This is a genomic window from Cobetia sp. PDI-12MA, from assembly GCF_059507695.1.
The window spans coordinates 213,334-235,907 of sequence record NZ_CM183351.1 but is presented as its reverse complement, the minus strand read 5'-3'; the positions used below and the strand labels follow the sequence as shown (position 1 = coordinate 235,907).

Below are 22,574 nucleotides of genomic sequence, written 5' to 3'. Positions count from 1 at the left end.
CGGACTGGACACACGCCTCTCATACCAAAGGCCCCAGACTGCGCCCAGACCCCATCGGCCTCGAAGCCGCTGATGGCGTCACCGACCGCTGGAGAGACATCATGGTAGAGCGTATCGCCGAAGTTCATCGCAACACCTCGGAAACCAAGATCCGGGTCCGCATCAATCTGGACGGTGAAGGCAAGCTGAGCGCCAACACTGGCGTGCCCTTCCTCGAACACATGATGGACCAGATCGCCCGTCACGGCGTGATCGACATCGAGGTCGACTGCGATGGTGACCTGCATATCGATGACCACCACACCGTCGAGGACATCGGCATCACCCTGGGTCAGGCCTTCGCGCAGGCGCTGGGCAACAAGGCCGGCATCCGCCGTTACGGCCATGCCTACGTACCGCTGGATGAAGCCCTGTCGCGCGTGGTGATCGACTTCTCCGGTCGTCCGGGCCTGTTCATGCAGTGCGAGTTCACCCGCGGCAACATCGGTCGCTTCGATACCCAGCTGTTCTGGGAATTCTTCCAGGGCTTCGTCAATCACGCTGGCGCCACCCTGCATATCGACAACCTCAAGGGTTTCAATGCCCACCATCAGGCCGAGACCATCTTCAAGGCCTTCGGCCGTGCCGTGCGCATGGCGGTGGAAGAGGACGAGCGCATGGGAGGCCGTATCGCCTCCACCAAGGGCTCGCTGTAAACGAATGATCCGGGCGCCAGACGCCTGACATCCAGCGCCGGAGCCTGCCTCCGGCCTTCGGGAGAAAGACATGACGATTGCCGTCATCGACTATGGCATGGGCAACCTGCACTCCGTCGCCAAGGCGCTTGAGCACGTGGCCGACGAGAATGTCGTGATCACCAGCGACCCGCGCGCCATCTGCGGTGCCACCCGCGTGGTACTGCCCGGCCAGGGCGCCATCCGTGACTGCATGGGCGAGCTTGAACGCGCCGAGCTGCGCGGTCTGGTCGGCGAGCTGTTGAGCAACCACAGCAAGCCGCTGCTGGGCGTATGCGTCGGTCAGCAGATGCTGATGGAGCGCAGCGAAGAGAACGGTGGCATCGATTGCCTCGCCTACTTCAAGGGCGACGTGAAACGCTTCGATGACCAGCAGCTGGACGAACACGGCCAGCGCCTCAAGGTGCCGCACATGGGCTGGAACCATGTCGCGCATACCCAGGGCCACGCACTGTGGGAAGGCATCGAGGACAACTCACGCTTCTACTTCGTGCACAGCTTCTATGTATCGGCCAGCGAGCGCTCCAAGGTCTACGGCGCCACGCACTACGCCGGTGCCGAGGCGCACGTCGCCATCGGTGAGGGCAGCCTGTTCGCGGTGCAGTTCCACCCGGAGAAGAGCGCGGCCGCTGGCCTCAAGCTGCTCGAGAATTTCGTCCGCTGGCAGCCCTGAAGGCTCGCCCGCGTGACCCTCGGCGTCTGTCTCGCGTGACGGACGCCGATACATCCGCCTTCGATATACCGACGACAATACAGGCGTGCCCAGACACGCCGAGAGGACACCCGACATGCTGGTAATCCCCGCGATCGATCTCAAGGACGGTCAGTGCGTACGCCTGAAGCAAGGCCGCATGGAAGACTCCACCAACTACGGCGATGATCCGCTGGCCATGGCCGCGCGCTGGGTCGAGGCCGGTGGCCGCCGTCTGCATCTGGTCGATCTCAACGGTGCCTTCGAAGGCAAGCCGGTCAATGGCGACGCCGTGACACGCATCGCTCGCGCCTACCCGGAACTGCCGATCCAGATCGGTGGTGGCATCCGTGATGCCGCGACCATCGAGCACTACCTGGAAGCCGGCGTCGGTCAGGTCATCATCGGCACCAAGGCCGTGAAGGAACCGGCCTTCGTCGCCGAGATGTGCCGCGCCTTCCCGGGCCGCATCATCGTCGGTCTCGATGCGCGTGACGGCTTCGTGGCCACCGATGGCTGGGCTGAAGTCTCCACCCTCAAGGCCACCGAACTGGCCAAGCGCTTCGCCGACGACGGCGTGTCCTCCATCGTCTATACCGACATCGCCCGCGACGGCATGATGCAGGGCGTCAACATCGAAGCCACCGTGGCACTGGCCCGCGAAGGCGGTATCCCGGTGATCGCGTCCGGCGGCGTGACCAACCTGGATGACATCCGTGGCCTGGCCGAAGTGGCCGATCAGGGCATCCTCGGTGCCATCACCGGCCGCGCCATCTATGAAGGCAGCCTGGACATCGCCGAAGCGCAGGCACTGTCCGACGCCATCACCGGCCGCAAGGCCTGAGGGGAGCGATCATGGCACTCGCCAAACGCATCATCCCGTGTCTGGACGTCGACGCCGGTCGTGTCGTGAAGGGCGTCAACTTCGTCGGTATCCGCGATGCCGGTGACCCGGTCGAGGTCGCCAAGCGCTACAACGAGCAAGGCGCCGACGAGATCACCTTCCTCGACATCACCGCCAGCGTCGACAACCGTGGCACCACGGTCGACATGGTGTCGCGCATCGCCGGTGAGGTGTTCATCCCGCTGACGGTGGGTGGCGGCATCCGCACCTGTGAAGACATTCGCACCATGCTGAATGCCGGCGCGGACAAGGTCTCGATCAACACCGCGGCCGTGTTCAATCCGGACTTCGTGCGCGAAGCCGCGGAACGCTTCGGCAGCCAGTGCATCGTGGTCGCCATCGACGCCAAGCGCGTCAGCCAGGAAGGCGAGACACCGCGCTGGGAGATCTTCACCCACGGTGGCCGCAAGCCGACCGGGCTCGATGCCGTCGAGTGGGCGAAGAAGATGGTCGAACTGGGCGCCGGCGAACTGTTGCTGACCAGCATGGACCGCGATGGCACCAAGGCCGGTTTCGACCTCGGCGTGACACGCGCCATTTCCGACGCCGTCAGCGTGCCGGTGATCGCCTCGGGCGGTGTCGGCACCCTCGACCATCTGGTGGATGGCGTGCTCGAAGGCGGTGCGGATGCGGTGCTGGCCGCCAGCATCTTCCACTTCGCCGAGTACACGATTCCCCAGGCCAAGGCGCACATGGCCGCACGCGGTATCGAAATGCGCCTGTAAGCACAGCCGCAGGATAATCGTTCAGGCAGAAACGCGAACGCCGCCATTTCTTCAAGGAATGGCGGCGTTCGTGTCTGTAGAGAAGCCACGTCGCTTCAGGCGATAACAGTGCTCAGACGTAGCCCAGCTTCGCGAGCGGCTTGAGCGCCTGCGCGAGTCGCTGGTCGGCAAGCGCCATGATGTCCGCGACCAGATGCTTCTCGGCGGCGGGCAGCATCACTCGCTCCCCGACCCACAGCGCCAGCTCCGCCAGATCATGCTGATTGCCCAGCCGCGCGGCCGCCTTGTCGAGCAGCTCCGGCTCGCGACGACGCCCGTGACTCGGTGACTCGAGCTCCCGCGCGGCAGCCTCACCCAGCGCCTCGTGCGCCAGTGCCAGCTGGAACATGCGGTACTTGACCCACTTGCGCAGCCGGTGAGACGTCTCGATCTCACGCTTGGTGGCCACCTTGGCCGCAAGCTTGCTGATGCGATGACGACTGCATTCCAGCCCGCCCTCGAGCTCCTCCACCGTCAGCGGCGCCGCCTGCCAGGCCGCCCGCTCTTCGCTCAGCAGCGTCTCGAGCGGCGCATGATCCAGCTCGCCCTCCGGCTCGCTCAGTGAGGCGCTGGTCAGCCCAGGACGCAGCGCATCCAGCAGGCGCTGACTGCGCTCATCCACCCAGGCGTAGGCACGACCATGCGTCTTGCGCAGCATGTGCGCTTCGCGCGGCCCGGCCAATGCCCTGGCGACGGCGCGCGGACGCGCCTGATGCTCACTCACCGCCGACTTGCCCAGGGACTCACGCCGCAATTGCCACCAGCCGCGCAGCTGCTTGCAGTCGACGCGTAGCGTGTGCACATTCGCCGCGCTCAACGTCGGCTGCGCGAGATGCTCACGCATGGCGTCGAGCCGTGCCTGAATCACGCCATTCAGCGCTGCGTTCATCGGAGAAGAATCCTGCTGACGGGTGTCGCTCATCTGTCTCTCCAACAACGGCTGGCCAGTCATCTCTGGCACCAGGATGATCCGAGTCGGGCCGCTCAGTCCTGCAAGGATAGCCCGAGATTGCTGACATCTTCATTGCGGCCCAATTGCTTGAGCGCACGCCAGTCATCGCGCGACAACTGCGGGGCTTCGACACTCTCGAGCACGGCGTCCTGGAAATCACGCTCATCGATCATCAGCGGATGTTCGCGAATCATGGCTTCCAGCGCTTCCTGCTCGATACCCTCACCGGCCTGCAGGTCGATCAGCGCGCGCACGCCATCGGTGGACAGACGACTGATCTTGAGCGCGGCTTCCGGCTCTTCGCTGATCAGCACGTCGATGCAGGCGGTCAGCGCCATCACGGCTTCCAGTGCGCGGCGCGCGCCGAAGCTGTCATCTTCCTCGGCGGGCTCGAAGGCGGTGACCTTCTCGGCCTGTAGCGAGAAATCGATCTTGGCATCGCGCACGCGCAGCTGCTCCCAGACGAGGTCCAGCAGCTTGCGCAGCTCACGCGTGGTGTCCAGTGCGCTGGCCGTGCCATTGGCTTCGGCGTAGAAGCCGGCATTGGGCAGGAGTCGCTCGGTCAGCGCCGCCATGAAGGCAGTACGGCGCACGGGGGCCAGCGCATCAAGGCGCGCACGAAAACCGGATACAGGCTGAGTCATGACGGCTCTATTCTCACTTCACTATTCAATATGCGGCGTTCGCGCTGGCGTCTTGCCTCCGCCAGCCACGATGTCACCGAAGGTCGCTATAGGGTATGCGATAGGATAGGCGAAAGGGTAGCGCCCGCGCGTGGCCGGATGAACGCGACCCTGCTCGAACACTGCCATGCTATTGCATACCTCAGGGCCACAGGCACTCCGTCGGCACGCGACCGGCACCATCGAACAGGATGCCTTCGCTGCGCAACTTTTCCCGCTGGCGCACCGCTCCGCCGTGCTCGGTGACCTTGAGCGAGGCATTGATCACGCGATGCCACGGCAACTGATGGCCATCCGGCAGGTGACGCATCGCCGAGCCGACCATGCGCGCGCTGGCGCCATCGGTCATCTTGGCGATACGCCCGTAGGTGGTGATGCGCCCTTCGGGAATCTGCGCCACCACGGTGTAGATCTGTTCGAGCAGTTCGGCCCGCATGCGGTTCTCTCCTTGTCGTGTCGCGGCTGATTCACCCGGTGCAGGTACCGGGATGCAGGTACTGGGACGCCAGCACTGGGGCCTTTACGCTGGCATGGCGCTCACGCATGATGAAGCCATGCATCTTTACTTCATACATCAGGGGCAACTCCCTGACGCTGAACCAGATTCAGCCGCCGATACCGCAACGCTAGCGCATGACTGGCAGAATCCGCTACGCCTCAAGGACTGGCTTTCCGGCATGGGGCACAGCTTCAACACCAGCTTCCCATTGTCAGGCGAGGCATTGCCGGGCATCGATGACTTCCATGCACTGGTGGTGCTGGATGGCCCGCAACGCCTGTCGAGCGCCGCAAAGACAGCCTCCCCCGCCGAACAGCAGTCGCTGCGCCTGCAGCGCAAGTTGATTCGGCGCACGCTGAACAGCAATCGCCCGCTGTTGGGGATTGGCCTGGGGGCGCGACTGATCGCCGAGCAGATGGGGGCGATCGTCTCGTCCGCCGTGGTGCCGCAGCGTCGCTGGGCCACACTGACGCGCAGCAACGAGTGCCCGCTGGGGTTACCCGCCGAGTTCGAGGCCTTGATGTGGCACGAGGAGATCTGCGGCCTGCCGGAAGACTGCGAGCTGCTGGCCAGCGGCGAGCACACGCCAGTGGCCGGCTTCAGTTGGGATGAGGGTCGCGTGGTGGCGCTCAACTTCCATCCGCATGTGGGTGCGGCGGCCACACAGGACCGCCTGGCCCACCATCCCGCGCCCCTGGAGGGCAATGGCGTGCAATCACGCGAGGCGTTGCTGGAGGACCCGAAGCGCTTTGATCGTCAGGCGGCCCTGCTGGACCGCCTGCTGGTGGACTGGCTGAATGCGTGAGCGCTGACCGCACCCATGAGGGATATCAGCGCTGCCAGCGGTGATTGGCGCTCCACTCACGCGCGAAGGCGAGGCTGTTGTCCCAGTCGCCGACGTGCAGGAAGGTGCGCTCGTGCTTCTCGAGCTGATAGCGGTACATCGGGTCGTAATACTCGCTGAGCAGCGGCGCCAGCCAGCCTTCATGGGCCATTGGATTGCCGCGCTTGTGCTCCTGGAAGGCGATGTCCTGCATGCGCACCAGACGAGCAAGGCGCGCACTGCCCAGGCGCTTGCGAAGACGCAGCAGTGCCTGACGCAGCTGGCGCTGCATCAGGGTCCAGCCGAGGAAGTCACCATAGTGACGACTGTAGGTGGCCCACAGCCCCTCGATATAGTCCTTCTGAATCTGCACGATTCGCCAATCCAGCGGCATCTCGACGCGGATCAACGGCGCCTGCTCCATCGCGCGCCAGGTAGCGAGCGGAATATTGACGCTGCCGATGAAGCGCGACTCGTCTTCCATGATGGTCGGCGCTTCTTCCTCAAGCATGAGCATCTCGGCGGCGATGCGGTGCTCGAAGTCGATCTGGCTCGGCGCCGGGAAGGGGTGACGGCCGAAGGCCGAACCCTTGTGGCGCGCACAGCCTTCCAGGTCGATGCCATTGTCCAGCGCATGGATCAGCTCAGTCTTGGCACAGCCGGTCAGCCCGCCGATCAACAGCATCGGGGCCTGCTCGGCACGCTCATCGATATGCTGACAGAGCTGCTGACGCATGGCCTTCCAACCGCCCTCAATACGTGGACGCTCGACCCCTGCTTCCTGCAACCACTGCTGGCTGAGCTGAGAGCGCATGCCGCCACGGAAACAGTAGAGGATGGCGTCAGGATGTCGCTCGACGTGCTCGACCCAGGCACGGATGCGTGCGCGCTTGATCCCGCCGCTGACCAGTTGATGGCCAAGATGTACCGCCGATTCCGGTCCGACCTGCTTGTACTGCAGCCCGACGCGATGACGCTCCTCATCATCCATCAGTGGCAGATTGACGGCACCCGGCAAGGCACCAGCGGCGAACTCGACCGGCGCGCGCACATCGATCAACGGACGGCCGTCGCGAATCAGGTCGCAGCTGGCCGCCACGGTGGGCAAACTCATGGGCATCTCTCGGCAGACAGAACAGGATTGAGGCAATGGGCGGCGACTGGCTGACTGGCCGCACCATCAAGGGGCCACATTCTATCGCAAGCGTGCAGCCGCCCCCAGCCTTGTGCTTTCACGCCAACGGTGGCGTCAGGCGCCCCCCCTGCCCCGGCCCGATCCCAGCCGGGCCGAACAGCTGACAATCGGGGCAGGCAGCGGGTTGATCACCGTGGGCGCGATGCGCTTCGGCGACCGAGTCGCGCAGCGAGGCGATCGCCGCCTCGGCGGTATGGAAGTAGTTCTCACGTCCCATGCGCTCGAGGAAGCCACCGCGCTCCATCACTTCCAGCGCGTACATGCGAAAGCCGCACATGCTGAGACTGCCGCCAGCATCGCGCAGGCGACGCTGCTCGATCTCGAGCATCTCAGCGCCCGCGATATCGATGAAGTTGCAGCCGGTGCCCAGCAGGATGACGTGCTTGCCGGTATAGCGCGCCAGCTTGCGCTGGACGTGGTCGACCGCCCCGAAGAACAGCGAGCCATCCACGCGCAGAATCACCACCTCTCGGCATTGAGCCAGCTGATAACGCTCGGCATTGCGCACCCCAAGCTCCGGATGTTCCGGGTCTGGCGCCATCTCGACCAGCCGTGGCCGTGAGGTGCGGTTCAGATACAGCACCAGCGAGACCAGCACCCCGGCGAAGATGGCGAACTCCAACGGCAACAGCAGAGTGGCGAGGAAGGTGATCACCAGCACCACCGCCTCTTCGCGGCTGACGGCCAGAATCTGGCGGATATGACCGACTTCGATCAGGTTGGCGGCAATCACCATGATCAGACCCGCCATCGCAGGCAACGGCAGCCAGGCGGTCACGTCAGGCACCAGCAACAGCACCGCCAGCACGATCAGCGCCGCCACCACCACCGACAGCGGCGTGCGGGCACCGGCATCATAGTTGGCGCCGGAACGCGTGAAGGAGCCGGAACCGGCGAAGCACGAGAAGAAACTGCCTGCCAGATTCGACAGACCCTGGCCGATGAACTCCTGGTTGCCATCGATACGCTGATGCGAGCGCACGCCGATGGCGCGCGCGATAGAGACCGCCTCGATCAACCCGAGCACCGCCAGCGCGAAGGCCGCCCCGCCCAGCGAACGCAGGGTGTCAAAGCCCAGCGGCGGCAGGGAAAACGGCGGCAGGCTACCGGACAGGGCGCCAACCATCGGGATACCTGCCGCGCTGCCGCCGAGCAATGCCGCGACACCGCAGCCGACGGCCATCGCCACCAGCATCCACGGCAGCTTGCGATTCAGCCGCCGGACCAGCACGGCCGCAAGCAAGGTACTGAGTCCCGTGATCAGTGTTGCCCACGAGGTATCGCCCAGATGCCCGAGCAGCGCCCACCAGGTGCCGAGAAAGCTCGAGGCATCGCCAAGCGCGATGCCGAACAGGTGCTTGAGCTGACTGGTGGCGATCAAGACCCCGGCGCCGGCGGTGAAGCCGATCACCACCGTGTGCGAGATGAGATTGACCAGCGCCCCCATGCGCATCAGCCCCAACGACAGCTGGATGATGCCGACCATGCAGGTCAGCGCCAGCACCAGCGGCAAGTATTCGGGACTGCCCGGCGCGGCCAGTGTCGAGACGGTGCCGAATACCACCATCGAGATCGCCGCGGCCGGGCCACTGACCATATGCCGCGAACTGCCGAACAGGCCGGCGATGATCGCCACCACGATGGCGGCATACAGCCCATGCGCCGGTGGCAGGCCGGCGATCAACGCATAGGCCACCCCCTGGGGCAGCACCAGCACCGCACCGCTGAGGCCCGCGATCAGATCGGAACGCGCATCCCCGGGCGACAGCTGACGCATCCAGCCGAGAAAGGGCAACAATCGCGACAGACGATAGGCCGCTGCACTGGTGTGCTCGCGCCCCTCTTCCCTCTCGGTAGGTTCGGGAGATTCGGGGAGCGGCGAGGAAGGAGGCGGAGTATCAGCGGACAAGAAGTATCTCCGTGGCGGGGCAGGAAAGAAGTCGTCAGCCGGCAGCCGCAATGTCCCTGAGCGGACTCGGGACGGGCTTTGAACCAGCAGTGATAAGTCTATCGCTGTAATCACTGATGAAACAGGGCCGCCACATGCTCGGCGACCACCTGCGGCCCTGCGACAACTTCAGGTTGAAGAAGCCCGATAACGAGAGACAATGAGAGACGGGAGTCACGGCGCTGGCCATGCCGCGCCCGAGCAGTGACAATACCCGCTCCTGACACCGCTGCGGACCCTGACGCCATGACCACCGACGCTACGCCGACCGATACCACGACTCCCGAGACGGCGGGTGGCTATACCCCGCCGCTGGATGCCAGCGAAGCCGAGGCCATCGACGCCACGCGCCAGTGGGTCGAGACGCACATCATCGCCGACAATCTGTGCCCGTTTGCCGCCCGCGAGATGGCACGCAACAGCATCCAGTATGCCGTGGTACCCGGTGCAGGGCTCGAGCGCTGCCTGCAGGCACTCGGTGATGAACTGCTGAACTTGGACGCCAATCGCGACGCCGAGACGACGCTGGTGATCTTCAAGGACGGCTTCCGCGACTTCGATACCTACCTTGAGCTGCTCGACTACGCCGAGGCGCTGCTCGAGATGCAGGGCTACGAGGGTATCTATCAGCTGGCCAGCTTCCACCCGGAGTACGTGTTCGAGGATACCGAGGAAGACGACGCGGCCAACTACACCAACCGCTCGCCCTACCCGATGCTGCACCTGCTGCGCGAAAGCTCGGTCGAAGCCGCCATCAATGCCTACGCGGGCGATGTCGAAGAGGTGCCGGGGCGCAATGAGGCGCTGATGCGCGAGCGCGGTGTCGAGCTCCTGGTCTCACGCCTCAAGGCCTGTGCTCATGCCGCCCGTCAGGCTGACAAGCAGGACTGACAAGGCAGGCTGAGCTTCGTGCTCGGAGAAAACCCCATACGAACAAGGCCAGCCGTGAGGCTGGCCTTGTTCGTTGCATGCAGTATCACACCACGACGCCCCCGTGCGGATGGCTCACGCGGAAGGCGCAGATGTCACAGGGCTTCCAGTGCCTGGGACAGCTTGTCGACCGCCACGATGGTCATGCCCTTGGGCGGGTTCCTGGGGGCATTGCCCTTGGGCACGATGGCGCGCGTAAAGCCATGCTTGGCGGCCTCGACGATGCGCTCCTGACCACTCGGCACCGGACGGATCTCACCGGACAGCCCCACCTCGCCGAACACCACCAGCTCACGCGGCAGCGGACGGTTCTGCAGGCTGGAGACCACCGCACACAGCACCGCGAGGTCGGCACTGGTCTCGAGCACCTTGACCCCGCCGACCACGTTCAGGAAGACATCCTGATCGCCGGTGAACAGGCCGCCATGCTTGTTGAGCACCGCCAGCAGCATCGACAGGCGATTGCCGTCCAGACCGACGGCGACACGGCGGGGATTGCCCAGCGGCGAGTCATCCAGCAAGGCCTGCACTTCGATCAGAATCGGTCGCGTGCCCTCCCATACCACCATCACCAGACTGCCGGAAGACTGCTCCTCGCTGCGCGACAGGAAGATCGCGCTGGGGTTCTTCACTTCCTTCAAGCCCAGCTCGACCATGGCGAACACGCCCAGCTCGTTGACCGCACCGAAGCGGTTCTTCTGGCCACGCAGCGTGCGGAAGCGCGAATCGCCATCGCCCTCCAGCAGCAGGGAGGCGTCGATCATGTGCTCCAGCACCTTGGGCCCGGCCAGCGAGCCGTCCTTGGTCACGTGGCCGACCAGCAGCAGCACGGTGTTGGTTCGCTTGGCGAAGCGGGTCAGCGCGGCGGCAGACTCACGTACCTGCGAGACACCACCCGGCGCGGATGACAGATCCTCCAGATGCATGGTCTGGATGGAATCGATGATCAGCACCTCGGGCTTCTCGCGCTCGGCGGTGGCCAGAATCGTCTCGACGCTGGTCTCGGCCAGCATCTTGAGACCCTGGGTTGGCAGCTGCAGACGATGGGCGCGCATCGCCACCTGCGACAGCGATTCCTCGCCGGTGACATAAAGTGAGCGCTTCTGCTGGGCGAGCTTGCAGGCGGTCTGCAGCAGCAGCGTCGACTTGCCGGCCCCCGGATGGCCACCGAGCAGCACGGCGGAGCCCGGCACCAGCCCACCGCCCAGCACGCGGTCGAACTCGCCGAAGGTCGAGGAGAAACGCGGCACTTCGGCCAGCGAGACATTGGAAAGATCGGTCACGTTGTCGCTGAGCGTGCCGGCGTAGCCGCCCCGCCCATTGCTGGCGCTACGCGCAGCACCGCCAGCGACAGCCCCCGCAGCGGGGGCTGCGCCGGGCAGTACCGCGGCGCCGACACGGATTTCCTGCAGGGTGTTCCACTCGCGGCAGCCGCTGCACTGGCCCTGCCACTTCGAGAATTCGCTACCGCATTCGGTACATACGAAGGCGCTCTTTGCTTTCGCCATCAGACAATCCTGTCGGGAAGAAGTGATTCTCGGCGTCATGATGAAGTGTCGTCAGCCGCGGATTTCCAACGGCCAGACACAAGGAAGGCGGCTTGCGCCGCCTTCCTTGTGCTCACGATCGCCTTGTGGCGCACGGCACGCTTACTGGCGCTTGAGGCGCAATGTCTCACCGTTCTGGAAGCGACGCTTCTGCGGGTCGACCAGCTCCAGTGTCTGGGCATCCAGACGCAGGAAGTAGTAGGTCTGGCCTTCGCCGTCCGGCGTCAGCTCATAGACGGTCGCGCTCGGATCCGTCACGGTGCCGGACAGCACATCCCACTGGCCTTCGTAATGCTCTGGATCCGGCTGCTGCGGATGATCACGATAGGTGGCATCGAGACTGAAGGTACGCTCATCCTGGGCTGCCTCTTCGGCGCCCTTGAGGCGCACATCGAGGTCAATGCCCGTGCAGCGACGACACGGCAGGGTGCCCTTGTAGACGGCAACCTGCTCGCTGGCTGTCTCGGTAGCGCTGTTGTCAGCGGCACCGTCATTGGTCTGGGCCGTTGATGCGCACCCGGCGAGACCGACCATCAGCGCGGCTCCCACCATCAGAGTCCTGATCTGCATTGAATCCTCCTTAAGGCGATGACTCGATAGCAGCGTCAGCGCTATCGACGGCGAGCGGTCTACCCGCTTTGGCAGGCAGACCGCTCACAAGCTTCCACGCTCAAGAATAGCGGGTATCCGCCCCGAGAGGCCACCCCCGATGGCGTTTATCGAACGCCATTCGTTAAATCGTGTTGGCCTCAGCCGCGGCGATCATGGCCATTGTCGAGGAACGGGTAGTCGGTATAGCCCTTGGCATCACCACCGTAGAAGGTATCCGGGTCCTGCTCGTTGAGTTCAGCCCCGAGGCGAATACGCTCGACAAGGTCCGGATTGGCGATATACGGGCGCCCGATGGCGACGGCATCCGCGATGCCCTCATCGATGATGCGAGCCGCACTCTCGCCATCGTAATGGCCGCAGAAGATCAGCGCGCCCTTGACGCGCTCGCGCAGGGCACGGCGGAAGTCATCACTGAACTTGATGTCTCCACCAGCCCAGTCCGGCTCGTTGACGTGCACATAGGCGATGCCACGCCGGGAGAGCTGCTCGGCCATGTAGAAGGCCATCTCTTCTGGCTCGTCATCGGTCAGGCCGAAGATCTCGATGAAGGGTGTCAGCCGGATACCGGTACGCTCAGGGCCGAAGACTTCGGCGACGGCATCGACGACTTCCAGCGTCAGGCGCGCACGGTTCTCGAGCGAGCCACCGTACTGGTCAGTACGCTGATTGGTGCCGGTAGCCATGAACTGGTTGAGCAGATAGGCGTTGGCGGCATGCACCTCGATCATGTCAAAACCGGCACGTTTGGCACGCACGGCGGCCTGGCGATAGTCCTCGATCAGCTGGGGAATCTCGTCCGTCTCCAGGGCACGCGGCGTGCTGGTAGGATGACGTCCGCTGGTGCCGTCCTCGAATTCGACGAAGCACTGGGCGCCTTCACCACGCAGGGCGCTCGGCGCGACCGGCTGCTGGCCACCCGGCTGCACCATCTCATGCGAGACACGCCCGACGTGCCACAGTTGCAGCGCCATGCGGCCGCCCTTGGCGTGCACCGCCTGGACGACGCCCTTCCAACCGGCTTCCTGCTCATCGGTCCAGATACCCGGCGTGTAGACGTAGCCACGAGCGGTCGGCGAGATGTTGGTCGCCTCGCTGATGATCAGGCCGGCACCGGCACGCTGACCGTAATAGGCCTGCTGCAGTTCGCCGGGAATGCTGTCGGGGGTACGAGCACGTGTCAGCGGTGCCATCAGGATGCGGTTGGGCAGGGTCAGATCACCGAGCTTGACCGGATCGAGCAGGGTGTCAGCGCACGGGGCATTGGTGTTGGCTGTCATCGGGACTCCTTGAATTGCAGGTCTTCGCCCAGCATCCTCATCGCACGAAGTCGCGCGAGCTGGGCAAGCATGCCTGTGACATGCGGTACACCACGCGCTGCTTCAAGCACACGCATCGCACGAGAATAATGCTGGCATGGCAACAATGTGGAAATCCGCACCAGTCGGCACGCTTTAGACTCAGGCAGAGAGCCTGCTGATGCTTGTACCGCGACGATCCAGCGGGCAACATGAAAAGCATCCATGACACGGGTCATGCACTGTCACCAGCGGCGAGAAATCATGAGCAAGTACTGGAGCCCACAGGTCCACGACCTGACCCCCTACGTCCCCGGCGAACAACCGCGTGAGCAGCTGATCAAGCTGAACACCAATGAGAACCCCTACCCGCCGGCGCCCGCCGTGGAGCAGACGCTGCGCGAGTTCAATGCCTCTGATCTGCGCCGATACCCGGACCCGAGCTCCAGCTCGCTGCGCGCCGCCCTGGCCGACACCTTCCATGTGGCCGCCGAGGAAGTCTTCGTCGGCAATGGCTCCGATGAAGTGCTGGCGCTGGCCTTCCAGGCCTTCTTCCGACAGGACAAGCCGCTGCTGCTGCCGTCCATCAGCTACAGCTTCTACCCGGTCTACTGCCGCATGTATGGCATCGAGTCACGCAGCATCGCGCTGACCGACAACTGGGAAGTCGACCTGGAAGCCTTCGGCAACGACAATGGCGGCATCATCTTCGCCAACCCCAACGCCCCGACAGGGCATGGCCATGGCCGCAAGGCGATTGCCGCGCTGCTGGAGCGCAATCCGCAGAGCGTGGTGCTGGTCGACGAGGCCTACGTGGACTTCGGTGGCGAAAGCGCCATCCCGCTGATTCATCAGTATCCCAACCTGATAGTGACCGGCACCTTTTCCAAGTCACGCAGCCTGGCCGGCATCCGTCTCGGCTATGCCGTGGCCTCACGAGAGCTGATCGAAGGCATGGAGCGCGTGAAGGACTCCTTCAACTCCTATCCCATCGATCGCCTGGCCGAACAGGTCGGCGTCGCCGCCCTCAGTGATCCCGCTTATTTCGATGAGTGCCGCACGCGAGTCATCACCACCCGCGAGCAGACGCGCGATCGCATGGCCGCGCTGGGATTCGAGATTTTGCCCTCGCAGACCAACTTCGTACTGGCGACTCACCCGACCCACGATGCCGGCAAGCTGTTCATCGGCCTGCGCGAACAGGGCATCCTGGTGCGCCACTTCAACACCGACGCACTACGTGACTATCTGCGTATCAGCATCGGTACCGATGCCGAGATGGACAGCCTGATCGAAGCCCTGGAAACCCTGTGTCGCTGAGATAGCGCACGGGCTGGCCGGTGATTGCTCCAATCAAAGAAGGCGCCCTGTGGGCGCCTTCTTTCATCAGAATGTCTCTCACGAGCTCACCGCCCGGCTCATTGCACAGTTCACCGCACAGTTCATCGCGCCTAACACTCTTCAGGAACACAACATGACAACGGACAGTCTCACCATGGCTTCGGACTCACCCTCGCCCCCCCGCCTGCCTCTGACGCGAGTGCATCACGTGGCGCTCATCACCGCTAATTACCCACGCGCCAGGCGCTTCTATCTCGAGGTCATGGATGCGCAGGTGATCAACGAGGCCTATCGCGAGGCCCGCGACAGCTACAAGCTCGACCTACTCCTGCCGGGCGGTATCCAACTGGAGCTGTTCTCCTTCCCTTCGCCGCCTGAGCGCCCCAGTTATCCGGAAGCCTGTGGCCTTCGTCACCTGGCGCTGGCGACGGAAGACATCGATACCTGTGTCGAGCTGCTGATCGCCCGTGGTGCCACGCCAGAGCCGATACGTGTCGATGAATACACCGGTGCCCGCTTCACCTTCCTGGCAGACCCTGACGGTACGCCCATCGAGCTCTACGAAGCCTCGCCCTGATGTGATGGCGCACTGAAACTTAACTGCCCGTGAAGATAAAAGGCTCCGAAGACAAAAGGCCCCTGCCGAGTTTTCGACAGGGGCCTTCTTTTGCCATAGACACGTTGCTTGGGCAGAGCTCTTTTCTTTCGCCCACAGCTGATTCGCATGCAGGACTTCTCTGCATAATTCCACTACGCACCACTTTTCCTGCGCACAAAGAGAACCGCCCCTGCAGCAAGGCTACAGGGGCGGTTCAGTATAAGTGCCTGACGATGACCTACTCTCACATGGAGAAACTCCACACTACCATCGGCGCTAAGCGGTTTCACTTCCGAGTTCGGCATGGGATCGGGTGGTTCACGCTCGCTATGGTCGTCAGGCGAAACGGTGGCATCTTGCGATGCCTGAGTCTCGAGGCTTGTGGCCTCGGGACTCGCAATATGAATCATGCTGACCGATATGTCGTCGATCCTGTCGCAATCCCGGCGGTTTGCCTGGGCAAACCCCTTGGGTGTTATATGGTCAAGCCTCACGGGCAATTAGTACTGGTTAGCTCAACACATTGCTGTGCTTCCACACCCAGCCTATCAACCTTGTAGTCTTCAAGGGCCCTTCAGGAGGCGCAAGGCCTCAGGGAAGTCTCATCTTGAAGGGGGCTTCCCGCTTAGATGCCTTCAGCGGTTATCCCGTCCGAACGTAGCTACCGGGCAATGCCATTGGCATGACAACCCGAACACCAGAGGTTCGTCCACTCCGGTCCTCTCGTACTAGGAGCAGCTCTTCTCAAACTTCCGACGCCCACGGCAGATAGGGACCGAACTGTCTCACGACGTTCTAAACCCAGCTCGCGTACCACTTTAAATGGCGAACAGCCATACCCTTGGGACCGACTTCAGCCCCAGGATGTGATGAGCCGACATCGAGGTGCCAAACACCGCCGTCGATGTGAACTCTTGGGCGGTATCAGCCTGTTATCCCCGGAGTACCTTTTATCCGTTGAGCGATGGCCCTTCCATACAGAACCACCGGATCACTAGAACCTACTTTCGTACCTGCTCGACGTGTCTGTCTCGCAGTCAAGCACCCTTATGCTCTTGCACTCAATGCACGATTTCCAACCGTGCTGAGGGTACCTTCGTGCTCCTCCGTTACTCTTTAGGAGGAGACCGCCCCAGTCAAACTACCCACCATACACTGTCCTCGATCCGGATGACGGACCTGAGTTAGAACGCCAATGATGTCAGGCTGGTATTTCAAGGTTGGCTCCACCGCATCTGGCGACGCGGTTTCAAAGCCTCCCAGCTATCCTACACAGACAACATCAGCATCCAGTGTAAAGCTATAGTAAAGGTTCACGGGGTCTTTCCGTCTAGCCGCGGGTACACAGCATCTTCACTGCGATTTCAATTTCACTGAGTCTCGGGTGGAGACAGCGTGGCCATCATTACGCCATTCGTGCAGGTCGGAACTTACCCGACAAGGAATTTCGCTACCTTAGGACCGTTATAGTTACGGCCGCCGTTTACCGGGGCTTCGATCAAGAGCTTCGGACGAATCCTAACCCCATCAATTAACCTTCCGGCACCGGGCAGGCGTCACACCCTATACGTCCGCTTGCGCGTTTGCAGAGTGCTGTGTTTTTAATAAACAGTTGCAGCCACCTGGTATCTTCGACCGGTAAGAGCTTACGGAGCAAGTCCTTCACTCGAACCGGTGCACCTTCTCCCGAAGTTACGGTGCCATTTTGCCTAGTTCCTTCACCCGAGTTCTCTCAAGCGCCTTGGTATTCTCTACCTGACCACCTGTGTCGGTTTGGGGTACGGTCGCATGTGGTCTGAAGCTTAGAGGCTTTTCCTGGAAGCGTGGCATCGATGACTTCCTGACCGTGGTCAGTTCGTCTCGCATCTCGACCTCGGAGGAACCGGATTTGCCTGATTCCTCGGCCTACATGCTTTCACCAGGACAACCAACGCCTGGCTCACCTAGCCTTCTTCGTCCCCCCATCGCAACCACATCCGGTACGGGAATATTAACCCGTTTCCCATCGACTACGCGTTTCCGCCTCGCCTTAGGGGCCGACTCACTCTGCTCCGATTAACGTAGAACAGAAAACCTTGGTCTTCCGGCGGGGGAGTTTTTCACTCCCCTTATCGTTACTCATGTCAGCATTCGCACTCGTGATACCTCCAGCAGACTTCTCAATCCACCTTCATTGGCTTACACGACGCTCCTCTACCGCTCATCCAGAGGATGAACCCGTAGCTTCGGTACCTGATTTAGCCCCGTTATATCTTCCGCGCAGGCCGACTCGACTAGTGAGCTATTACGCTTTCTTTAAAGGATGGCTGCTTCTAAGCCAACCTCCTAGCTGTCTGAGCCTTCCCACATCGTTTCCCACTTAATCAGGATTTTGGGACCTTAGCTGACGGTCTGGGTTGTTTCCCTTTTCACAACGGACGTTAGCACCCGCTGTGTGTCTCCCACGCTGCACTCACTGGTATTCGGAGTTTGCCTCGGGTTGGTAAGTCGGGATGACCCCCTAGCCGAAACAGTGCTCTACCCCCAGCGGTGATACGCGAGGCGCTACCTAAATAGCTTTCGAGGAGAACCAGCTATCTCCGGGCTTGATTAGCCTTTCACTCCGATCCACAGCTCATCCCAGCATTTTTCAACATACTTGGGTTCGGGCCTCCAATTGATGTTACTCAATCTTCACCCTGGCCATGGATAGATCGCCCGGTTTCGGGTCTATACCCTGCGACTGGTCGCCCAGTTAAGACTCGGTTTCCCTACGCCTCCCCTATACGGTTAAGCTCGCCACAGAATATAAGTCGCTGACCCATTATACAAAAGGTACGCGGTCACACCACGAAGGTGCTCCCACTGCTTGTACGCATACGGTTTCAGGATCTATTTCACTCCCCTCGCCGGGGTTCTTTTCGCCTTTCCCTCACGGTACTGGTTCACTATCGGTCAGCCAGGAGTATTTAGCCTTGGAGGATGGTCCCCCCATGTTCAGTCAGGGTTTCTCGTGCCCCGACCTACTCGATTTCACGTGACTCAGACTTCGACTACGGGACTATCACCCTGTATCGTCAAGCTTCCCAGCTTGTTCGCCTGTCAGTTGTCACGCTTAAGGGCTGGTCCCCGTTCGCTCGCCGCTACTTGGGGAATCTCGGTTGATTTCTTTTCCTCCGGGTACTTAGATGTTTCAGTTCCCCGGGTTTGCCTCTATAGGTTATGTATTGGCCTATAGATACTCACCTGATGGTGAGTGGGTTTCCCCATTCGGAAATCGTTGGGTCGCAGGGTATTTGCCACCTCGCCAACGCTTATCGCAGGCTATCACGTCCTTCATCGCCTCTGGCTGCCAAGGCATCCACCGTATGCGCTTAATCGCTTGACCATATAACCCCAAGGGGTCTGTCAAGGATTACGAATCTGTCGGACCTCTCCGACATATCGTGTTGATGGAGATGTGCTTGGCGCACATTCCATCGTCAGCATGATTCACATTGTTAAAGAGCGGCTGTTCAGAGAACAGTGAGAAGCGCGCTCTGTTGAGCACGCTTGCCACTGCCGGCTAAGCCAGCAATAAGATCAGGTAATTCGTTGTGAGCACTTGCCGCGAGCGATAGACAATGTCGATAAGGAGGTGATCCAGCCCCAGGTTCCCCTAGGGCTACCTTGTTACGACTTCACCCCAGTCATGAACCACACCGTGGTGATCGCCCTCCCGAAGGTTAGGCTAACCACTTCTGGTGCAGTCCACTCCCATGGTGTGACGGGCGGTGTGTACAAGGCCCGGGAACGTATTCACCGTGGCATTCTGATCCACGATTACTAGCGATTCCGACTTCATGGAGTCGAGTTGCAGACTCCAATCCGGACTGAGGCAAGCTTTATGGGATTGGCTCCACGTCGCCGTATTGCAACCCTTTGTACTTGCCATTGTAGCACGTGTGTAGCCCTACCCGTAAGGGCCATGATGACTTGACGTCGTCCCCACCTTCCTCCGGTTTGTCACCGGCAGTCTCCTTAGAGTTCCCGACATTACTCGCTGGCAAATAAGGATAGGGGTTGCGCTCGTTACGGGACTTAACCCAACATTTCACAACACGAGCTGACGACAGCCATGCAGCACCTGTCTCAGAGTTCCCGAAGGCACCAATCCATCTCTGGAAAGTCCTCTGGATGTCAAGGGTAGGTAAGGTTCTTCGCGTTGCATCGAATTAAACCACATGCTCCACCGCTTGTGCGGGCCCCCGTCAATTCATTTGAGTTTTAACCTTGCGGCCGTACTCCCCAGGCGGTCAACTTATTGCGTTAGCTGCGCCACTAAGTCCTCAAGGGACCCAACGGCTAGTTGACATCGTTTACGGCGTGGACTACCAGGGTATCTAATCCTGTTTGCTACCCACGCTTTCGCACCTCAGTGTCAGTGTCAGTCCAGAAGGCCGCCTTCGCCACTGGTATTCCTCCCGATCTCTACGCATTTCACCGCTACACCGGGAATTCTACCTTCCTCTCCTGCACTCTAGCCAAGCAGTTCCAGATGCCGTTCCCAGGTTGAGCCCGGGGCTTTCACACCTGGCTGACTTAGCCACCTACGCGCGCTTTACGCCCAGTAATTCCGATTAACGCTTGCACCCTCCGTATTACCGCGGCTGCTGGCACGGAGTTAGCCGGTGCTTCTTCTGCGAGTGATGTCTTTCCTCGGGAGTATTAATCCCGAGGCGTTCTTCCTCGCTGAAAGTGCTTTACAACCCGAAGGCCTTCTTCACACACGCGGCATGGCTGGATCAGGCTTTCGCCCATTGTCCAATATTCCCCACTGCTGCCTCCCGTAGGAGTCTGGGCCGTGTCTCAGTCCCAGTGTGGCTGATCATCCTCTCAGACCAGCTACGGATCGTCGCCTTGGTGAGCCGTTACCTCACCAACAAGCTAATCCGACATGGGCTCATCCGATAGCGCAAGGTCCGAAGATCCCCTGCTTTCTCCCGTAGGACGTATGCGGTATTAGCCTGAGTTTCCCCAGGTTGTCCCCCACTATCGGGCAGATTCCCATGCATTACTCACCCGTCCGCCGCTCGACGCCTTCTAGCAAGCTAGAATCGTTTCCGCTCGACTTGCATGTGTTAAGCCTGCCGCCAGCGTTCAATCTGAGCCATGATCAAACTCTTCAGTTGAAAGCTTGATAGTCTGTTAAGCAGACCAAACTTGGTTCAGAGTCAAACTTCTCGTGAGAGGCTTGCTCCGATATTTGATGACCTTGTCACCACTCATCGGCAAGCGCTCACACGAATTACCTGATCAAATTTTTAAAGAGCGTCGCTGTGAAGCGAGGAGGCATATTCTACCCAGAACGCTTGAAAAGTCAAGCACTTGATGATGAGTCAGTCGACTGCCTCTAAGCATCATCAAGCGGTGAGGAGCATTGCTCGATCACCTGTTCCGTAAGGAGTGCGGCGTATTCTAGCGAATCGCCCGGGATTGTCAATCGATGATTCCGAAGCGAACTTCAAAAACATCAAGCAAAACAATCACCTGCAAACCTCTTTCACCGCTGGTAACGCCATGCGTCCCCGGCAGCGGATGCGTACTTTACGCACGAACCGCCGTGAGGGCAAGGGCTTTCTTGAGAGAATCTCGCCACGATGAGGCCAGGCGCTCAGAACGCGCTCGGCCCCACCATGTCTGGTGAGGCCGAGCGGGAGGTGACTTACGACAGCGACTTCTCAGTAATAGTACATCTGAGTACCTCAGCGCGTCACGGTCACTCGTGCGTAGCGCTTCTTGCCCGCCTGGATGACGATGGCAGTATCGAAAGGTGCCATATAGGAAGGCTCGACCACTTCGCCATCCACTTTCACGCGGCCATTCTTGAGCATGTCCTTGGCCTGGGCACTGTTGTTGGCCAGACCCGCACGATTGATGACCGCCGCGATCGGCGCCACCTCGGCGCCCTCCAGGCTGACGGTGACATCCGGCATGTCCGCCGGCAGCTCGCCGTCAGCCAGCTGATTGCCGCTGGAAAGGTGCGCCGTCGCCGCCGCGTCTTCATCGTGGAAGCGTGCCACCAGCTCGCGTGCCAGCTCCATCTTGATATCACGCGGGTTGGCGCCGTCGTCGATGCTGGCCATCAGCGCCTTCACTTCATCGAGAGGACGCAGCGACAGCAGCTCGAAGTAACGCCACATCAGCGAATCCGGCATGGAGACGATCTTGTTGAACATCTCGCCCGGGCGGTCATTGATGCCGATGTAGTTGCCCAGCGACTTGGACATCTTCTGCACACCATCCAGGCCTTCGAGGATCGGCATGGTGATCACCACCTGCGGCTCCTGGCCGCGCTGGCGCTGAAGCTCACGCCCCATCAGCAGATTGAACTTCTGATCGGTGCCGCCAAGCTCGATATCCGCTTCCAGCGCCACGGAGTCATACCCCTGGATCAGCGGGTAGAGGAACTCGTGGATGGAGATCGGCTGATTGCCGCTATAGCGCTTGTCGAAATCGTCACGCTCGAGCATGCGCGCGACCGTGCTGGAGGCCGCCAGCTCGATCATGTCACCCGCGGAGAGCTTGCTGATCCATTCGGAGTTGAAGGCTATGCGCGTCTTCTCCTTGTCGAGAATCTTGAAGACCTGCTCCTGATACGTCAGGGCGTTGGCCTTCACATCCTCTTCGGTCAACGGCTTGCGCGTCACGCTCTTGCCGGTGGGGTCGCCGATGCGGCCGGTGAAATCACCGATCAGGAAGATGATCTCGTGACCGAGGTCCTGCAGCTGGCGCAGCTTGTTGATCAGCACCGTATGACCGAGGTGCAGGTCCGGCGCCGTCGGATCAAAGCCCGCCTTGACCTTGAGCTTGCGCCCGGACTCGAGCTTCTTGATCAGCTCTTCCTCGACCAGTACCTCATCGGTACCGCGCTTGATGATCTCCAGCGCTTCCACTACTGACTTGTCGCTCATCCTGCCCTCTCTGACCGTTGCTGCTCCCCTCGTAGCGGGGCATGTTGGCCGAGAATGTTAGCATGACGAGCATGGCATGCACCCCCTGCCGCAGGGCGGCGTGCTCACGAGCTTCACGCCCCTGTT

18 protein-coding genes and 3 rRNA genes are annotated in these 22,574 nt (G+C 61.4%); 8 read left to right on the top strand and 13 right to left on the bottom strand.

Translation table 11 applies throughout. The features are described 5' to 3' along the window. Positions 1 to 101: 101 nt before the first annotated feature. The 4 genes from hisB to hisF all read left to right on the top strand — a co-directional run bounded on the left by hisB (position 102) and on the right by hisF (position 3,054). Positions 102 to 695 carry an imidazoleglycerol-phosphate dehydratase HisB gene (gene hisB / locus AC5WNI_RS01090; protein ID WP_043336716.1) on the top strand — a complete coding sequence of 198 codons (594 nt, stop codon included), beginning with the start codon at positions 102 to 104 and terminating at the stop codon, positions 693 to 695. A gap of 70 nt (positions 696 to 765) precedes the next feature. After that, a complete protein-coding gene (gene hisH / locus AC5WNI_RS01085; RefSeq protein WP_175090671.1) occupies positions 766 to 1,407 on the top strand; it encodes an imidazole glycerol phosphate synthase subunit HisH in 642 nt (213 codons plus the stop codon). Between the two features lie 115 nt (positions 1,408 to 1,522). Beyond that, positions 1,523 to 2,269 (top strand): 1-(5-phosphoribosyl)-5-[(5-phosphoribosylamino)methylideneamino]imidazole-4-carboxamide isomerase, encoded by a 747-nt coding sequence (gene hisA, locus AC5WNI_RS01080; RefSeq protein WP_175090670.1) that lies wholly within the window; start codon positions 1,523 to 1,525, stop codon positions 2,267 to 2,269. Positions 2,270 to 2,280: 11 nt separating this feature from the next. After that, on the top strand, positions 2,281 to 3,054 hold the full coding sequence (gene hisF / locus AC5WNI_RS01075) for an imidazole glycerol phosphate synthase subunit HisF (protein WP_175090669.1): 774 nt from the start codon (positions 2,281 to 2,283) through the stop codon (positions 3,052 to 3,054). A gap of 112 nt (positions 3,055 to 3,166) precedes the next feature. Here hisF and AC5WNI_RS01070 read toward each other — a convergent pair whose 3' ends face one another. The 3 genes from AC5WNI_RS01070 to AC5WNI_RS01060 all read right to left on the bottom strand — a co-directional run bounded on the left by AC5WNI_RS01070 (position 3,167) and on the right by AC5WNI_RS01060 (position 5,164). Further along, complete coding sequence (locus AC5WNI_RS01070; protein WP_175090668.1) at positions 3,167 to 4,015, bottom strand: CHAD domain-containing protein; 849 nt, start codon at positions 4,013 to 4,015, stop codon at positions 3,167 to 3,169. 62 nt (positions 4,016 to 4,077) lie between these two features. Beyond that, on the bottom strand, positions 4,078 to 4,689 hold the full coding sequence (locus tag AC5WNI_RS01065) for a YjaG family protein (protein WP_175090667.1): 612 nt from the start codon (positions 4,687 to 4,689) through the stop codon (positions 4,078 to 4,080). 181 nt (positions 4,690 to 4,870) lie between these two features. Then, positions 4,871 to 5,164, bottom strand: coding sequence for an MGMT family protein (locus AC5WNI_RS01060; protein WP_043336737.1), 294 nt, complete (start codon positions 5,162 to 5,164; stop codon positions 4,871 to 4,873). 52 nt (positions 5,165 to 5,216) lie between these two features. Between AC5WNI_RS01060 and AC5WNI_RS01055 the strand changes: the two genes are divergently transcribed. Then, complete coding sequence (locus AC5WNI_RS01055; protein ID WP_254627221.1) at positions 5,217 to 6,032, top strand: type 1 glutamine amidotransferase; 816 nt, start codon at positions 5,217 to 5,219, stop codon at positions 6,030 to 6,032. A 25-nt stretch (positions 6,033 to 6,057) separates the two neighbouring features. On the opposite strand, the gene mnmH is transcribed toward AC5WNI_RS01055, so the two are convergent. Next, complete coding sequence (gene mnmH / locus AC5WNI_RS01050; protein ID WP_175090666.1) at positions 6,058 to 7,164, bottom strand: tRNA 2-selenouridine(34) synthase MnmH; 1,107 nt, start codon at positions 7,162 to 7,164, stop codon at positions 6,058 to 6,060. A gap of 118 nt (positions 7,165 to 7,282) precedes the next feature. Continuing rightward, a complete protein-coding gene (locus AC5WNI_RS01045) occupies positions 7,283 to 9,154 on the bottom strand; it encodes a SulP family inorganic anion transporter (protein ID WP_175090665.1) in 1,872 nt (623 codons plus the stop codon). A 285-nt stretch (positions 9,155 to 9,439) separates the two neighbouring features. Here AC5WNI_RS01045 and AC5WNI_RS01040 point away from each other — a divergent pair, with 285 nt between their 5' ends. Continuing rightward, on the top strand, positions 9,440 to 10,084 hold the full coding sequence (locus tag AC5WNI_RS01040) for a DUF1415 domain-containing protein (protein WP_175090664.1): 645 nt from the start codon (positions 9,440 to 9,442) through the stop codon (positions 10,082 to 10,084). A 134-nt stretch (positions 10,085 to 10,218) separates the two neighbouring features. On the opposite strand, the gene radA is transcribed toward AC5WNI_RS01040, so the two are convergent. The 4 genes from radA to AC5WNI_RS01020 form a co-directional block, all read right to left on the bottom strand. Next, positions 10,219 to 11,631: a DNA repair protein RadA gene (gene radA / locus AC5WNI_RS01035; protein ID WP_175090663.1), complete on the bottom strand. Its 1,413-nt coding sequence runs from the start codon at positions 11,629 to 11,631 to the stop codon at positions 10,219 to 10,221. 141 nt (positions 11,632 to 11,772) lie between these two features. After that, the gene (locus AC5WNI_RS01030; protein ID WP_175090662.1) at positions 11,773 to 12,240 is read right to left on the bottom strand and encodes a copper resistance protein NlpE N-terminal domain-containing protein; all 468 of its coding nucleotides are present in this window, start codon (positions 12,238 to 12,240) and stop codon (positions 11,773 to 11,775) included. Positions 12,241 to 12,419: 179 nt separating this feature from the next. Next, positions 12,420 to 13,559 (bottom strand): alkene reductase, encoded by a 1,140-nt coding sequence (locus AC5WNI_RS01025; RefSeq protein WP_175090661.1) that lies wholly within the window; start codon positions 13,557 to 13,559, stop codon positions 12,420 to 12,422. Further along, the gene (locus tag AC5WNI_RS01020) at positions 13,556 to 13,816 is read right to left on the bottom strand and encodes a hypothetical protein (protein WP_175090660.1); all 261 of its coding nucleotides are present in this window, start codon (positions 13,814 to 13,816) and stop codon (positions 13,556 to 13,558) included. The genes AC5WNI_RS01025 and AC5WNI_RS01020 overlap by 4 nt, the downstream gene beginning before the upstream one ends. Positions 13,817 to 13,841: 25 nt before the next feature. Between AC5WNI_RS01020 and hisC the strand changes: the two genes are divergently transcribed. Together hisC and gloA2 are read left to right on the top strand one after the other, a co-directional pair. Further along, positions 13,842 to 14,897, top strand: coding sequence for a histidinol-phosphate transaminase (gene hisC / locus AC5WNI_RS01015; protein WP_175090659.1), 1,056 nt, complete (start codon positions 13,842 to 13,844; stop codon positions 14,895 to 14,897). A gap of 154 nt (positions 14,898 to 15,051) precedes the next feature. After that, positions 15,052 to 15,495, top strand: a complete 444-nt coding sequence (gene gloA2, locus AC5WNI_RS01010) for an SMU1112c/YaeR family gloxylase I-like metalloprotein (RefSeq protein WP_495928570.1) — start codon at positions 15,052 to 15,054, stop codon at positions 15,493 to 15,495. Positions 15,496 to 15,741: 246 nt separating this feature from the next. Here the strand turns inward: gloA2 and rrf are convergent. The 4 genes from rrf to tyrS all read right to left on the bottom strand — a co-directional run bounded on the left by rrf (position 15,742) and on the right by tyrS (position 22,448). Further along, positions 15,742 to 15,857 (bottom strand): 5S ribosomal RNA (rrf, locus tag AC5WNI_RS01005). A gap of 138 nt (positions 15,858 to 15,995) precedes the next feature. Then, a 23S ribosomal RNA gene (locus AC5WNI_RS01000) occupies positions 15,996 to 18,883 on the bottom strand. A 242-nt stretch (positions 18,884 to 19,125) separates the two neighbouring features. After that, positions 19,126 to 20,666 (bottom strand): 16S ribosomal RNA (locus AC5WNI_RS00995). Together the 16S, 23S and 5S rRNA genes form the textbook arrangement of a ribosomal RNA operon. 573 nt (positions 20,667 to 21,239) lie before the next feature. Then, positions 21,240 to 22,448, bottom strand: coding sequence for a tyrosine--tRNA ligase (gene tyrS / locus AC5WNI_RS00990; protein WP_285460622.1), 1,209 nt, complete (start codon positions 22,446 to 22,448; stop codon positions 21,240 to 21,242). Between the last annotated feature and the right edge of the window lie 126 nt (positions 22,449 to 22,574).

What these genes read in the sequence shown, in the direction of transcription:
- tyrS (WP_285460622.1), bottom strand. Translation starts at nt 22,448, where the DNA reads ATGAGCGACAAGTCAGTAGTGGAAGCGCTGGAGATCATCAAGCGCGGT.
- hisH (WP_175090671.1), top strand. Translation starts at nt 766, where the DNA reads ATGACGATTGCCGTCATCGACTATGGCATGGGCAACCTGCACTCCGTC.
- AC5WNI_RS01030 (WP_175090662.1), bottom strand. Translation starts at nt 12,240, where the DNA reads ATGCAGATCAGGACTCTGATGGTGGGAGCCGCGCTGATGGTCGGTCTC.
- mnmH (WP_175090666.1), bottom strand. Translation starts at nt 7,164, where the DNA reads ATGAGTTTGCCCACCGTGGCGGCCAGCTGCGACCTGATTCGCGACGGC.
- AC5WNI_RS01060 (WP_043336737.1), bottom strand. Translation starts at nt 5,164, where the DNA reads ATGCGGGCCGAACTGCTCGAACAGATCTACACCGTGGTGGCGCAGATT.
- AC5WNI_RS01025 (WP_175090661.1), bottom strand. Translation starts at nt 13,559, where the DNA reads ATGACAGCCAACACCAATGCCCCGTGCGCTGACACCCTGCTCGATCCG.
- radA (WP_175090663.1), bottom strand. Translation starts at nt 11,631, where the DNA reads ATGGCGAAAGCAAAGAGCGCCTTCGTATGTACCGAATGCGGTAGCGAA.
- AC5WNI_RS01040 (WP_175090664.1), top strand. Translation starts at nt 9,440, where the DNA reads ATGACCACCGACGCTACGCCGACCGATACCACGACTCCCGAGACGGCG.
- hisC (WP_175090659.1), top strand. Translation starts at nt 13,842, where the DNA reads ATGAGCAAGTACTGGAGCCCACAGGTCCACGACCTGACCCCCTACGTC.
- gloA2 (WP_495928570.1), top strand. Translation starts at nt 15,052, where the DNA reads ATGACAACGGACAGTCTCACCATGGCTTCGGACTCACCCTCGCCCCCC.
- AC5WNI_RS01055 (WP_254627221.1), top strand. Translation starts at nt 5,217, where the DNA reads ATGCAGGTACTGGGACGCCAGCACTGGGGCCTTTACGCTGGCATGGCG.
- AC5WNI_RS01065 (WP_175090667.1), bottom strand. Translation starts at nt 4,689, where the DNA reads ATGACTCAGCCTGTATCCGGTTTTCGTGCGCGCCTTGATGCGCTGGCC.
- AC5WNI_RS01020 (WP_175090660.1), bottom strand. Translation starts at nt 13,816, where the DNA reads ATGACCCGTGTCATGGATGCTTTTCATGTTGCCCGCTGGATCGTCGCG.
- hisA (WP_175090670.1), top strand. Translation starts at nt 1,523, where the DNA reads ATGCTGGTAATCCCCGCGATCGATCTCAAGGACGGTCAGTGCGTACGC.
- hisB (WP_043336716.1), top strand. Translation starts at nt 102, where the DNA reads ATGGTAGAGCGTATCGCCGAAGTTCATCGCAACACCTCGGAAACCAAG.
- hisF (WP_175090669.1), top strand. Translation starts at nt 2,281, where the DNA reads ATGGCACTCGCCAAACGCATCATCCCGTGTCTGGACGTCGACGCCGGT.
- AC5WNI_RS01070 (WP_175090668.1), bottom strand. Translation starts at nt 4,015, where the DNA reads ATGAGCGACACCCGTCAGCAGGATTCTTCTCCGATGAACGCAGCGCTG.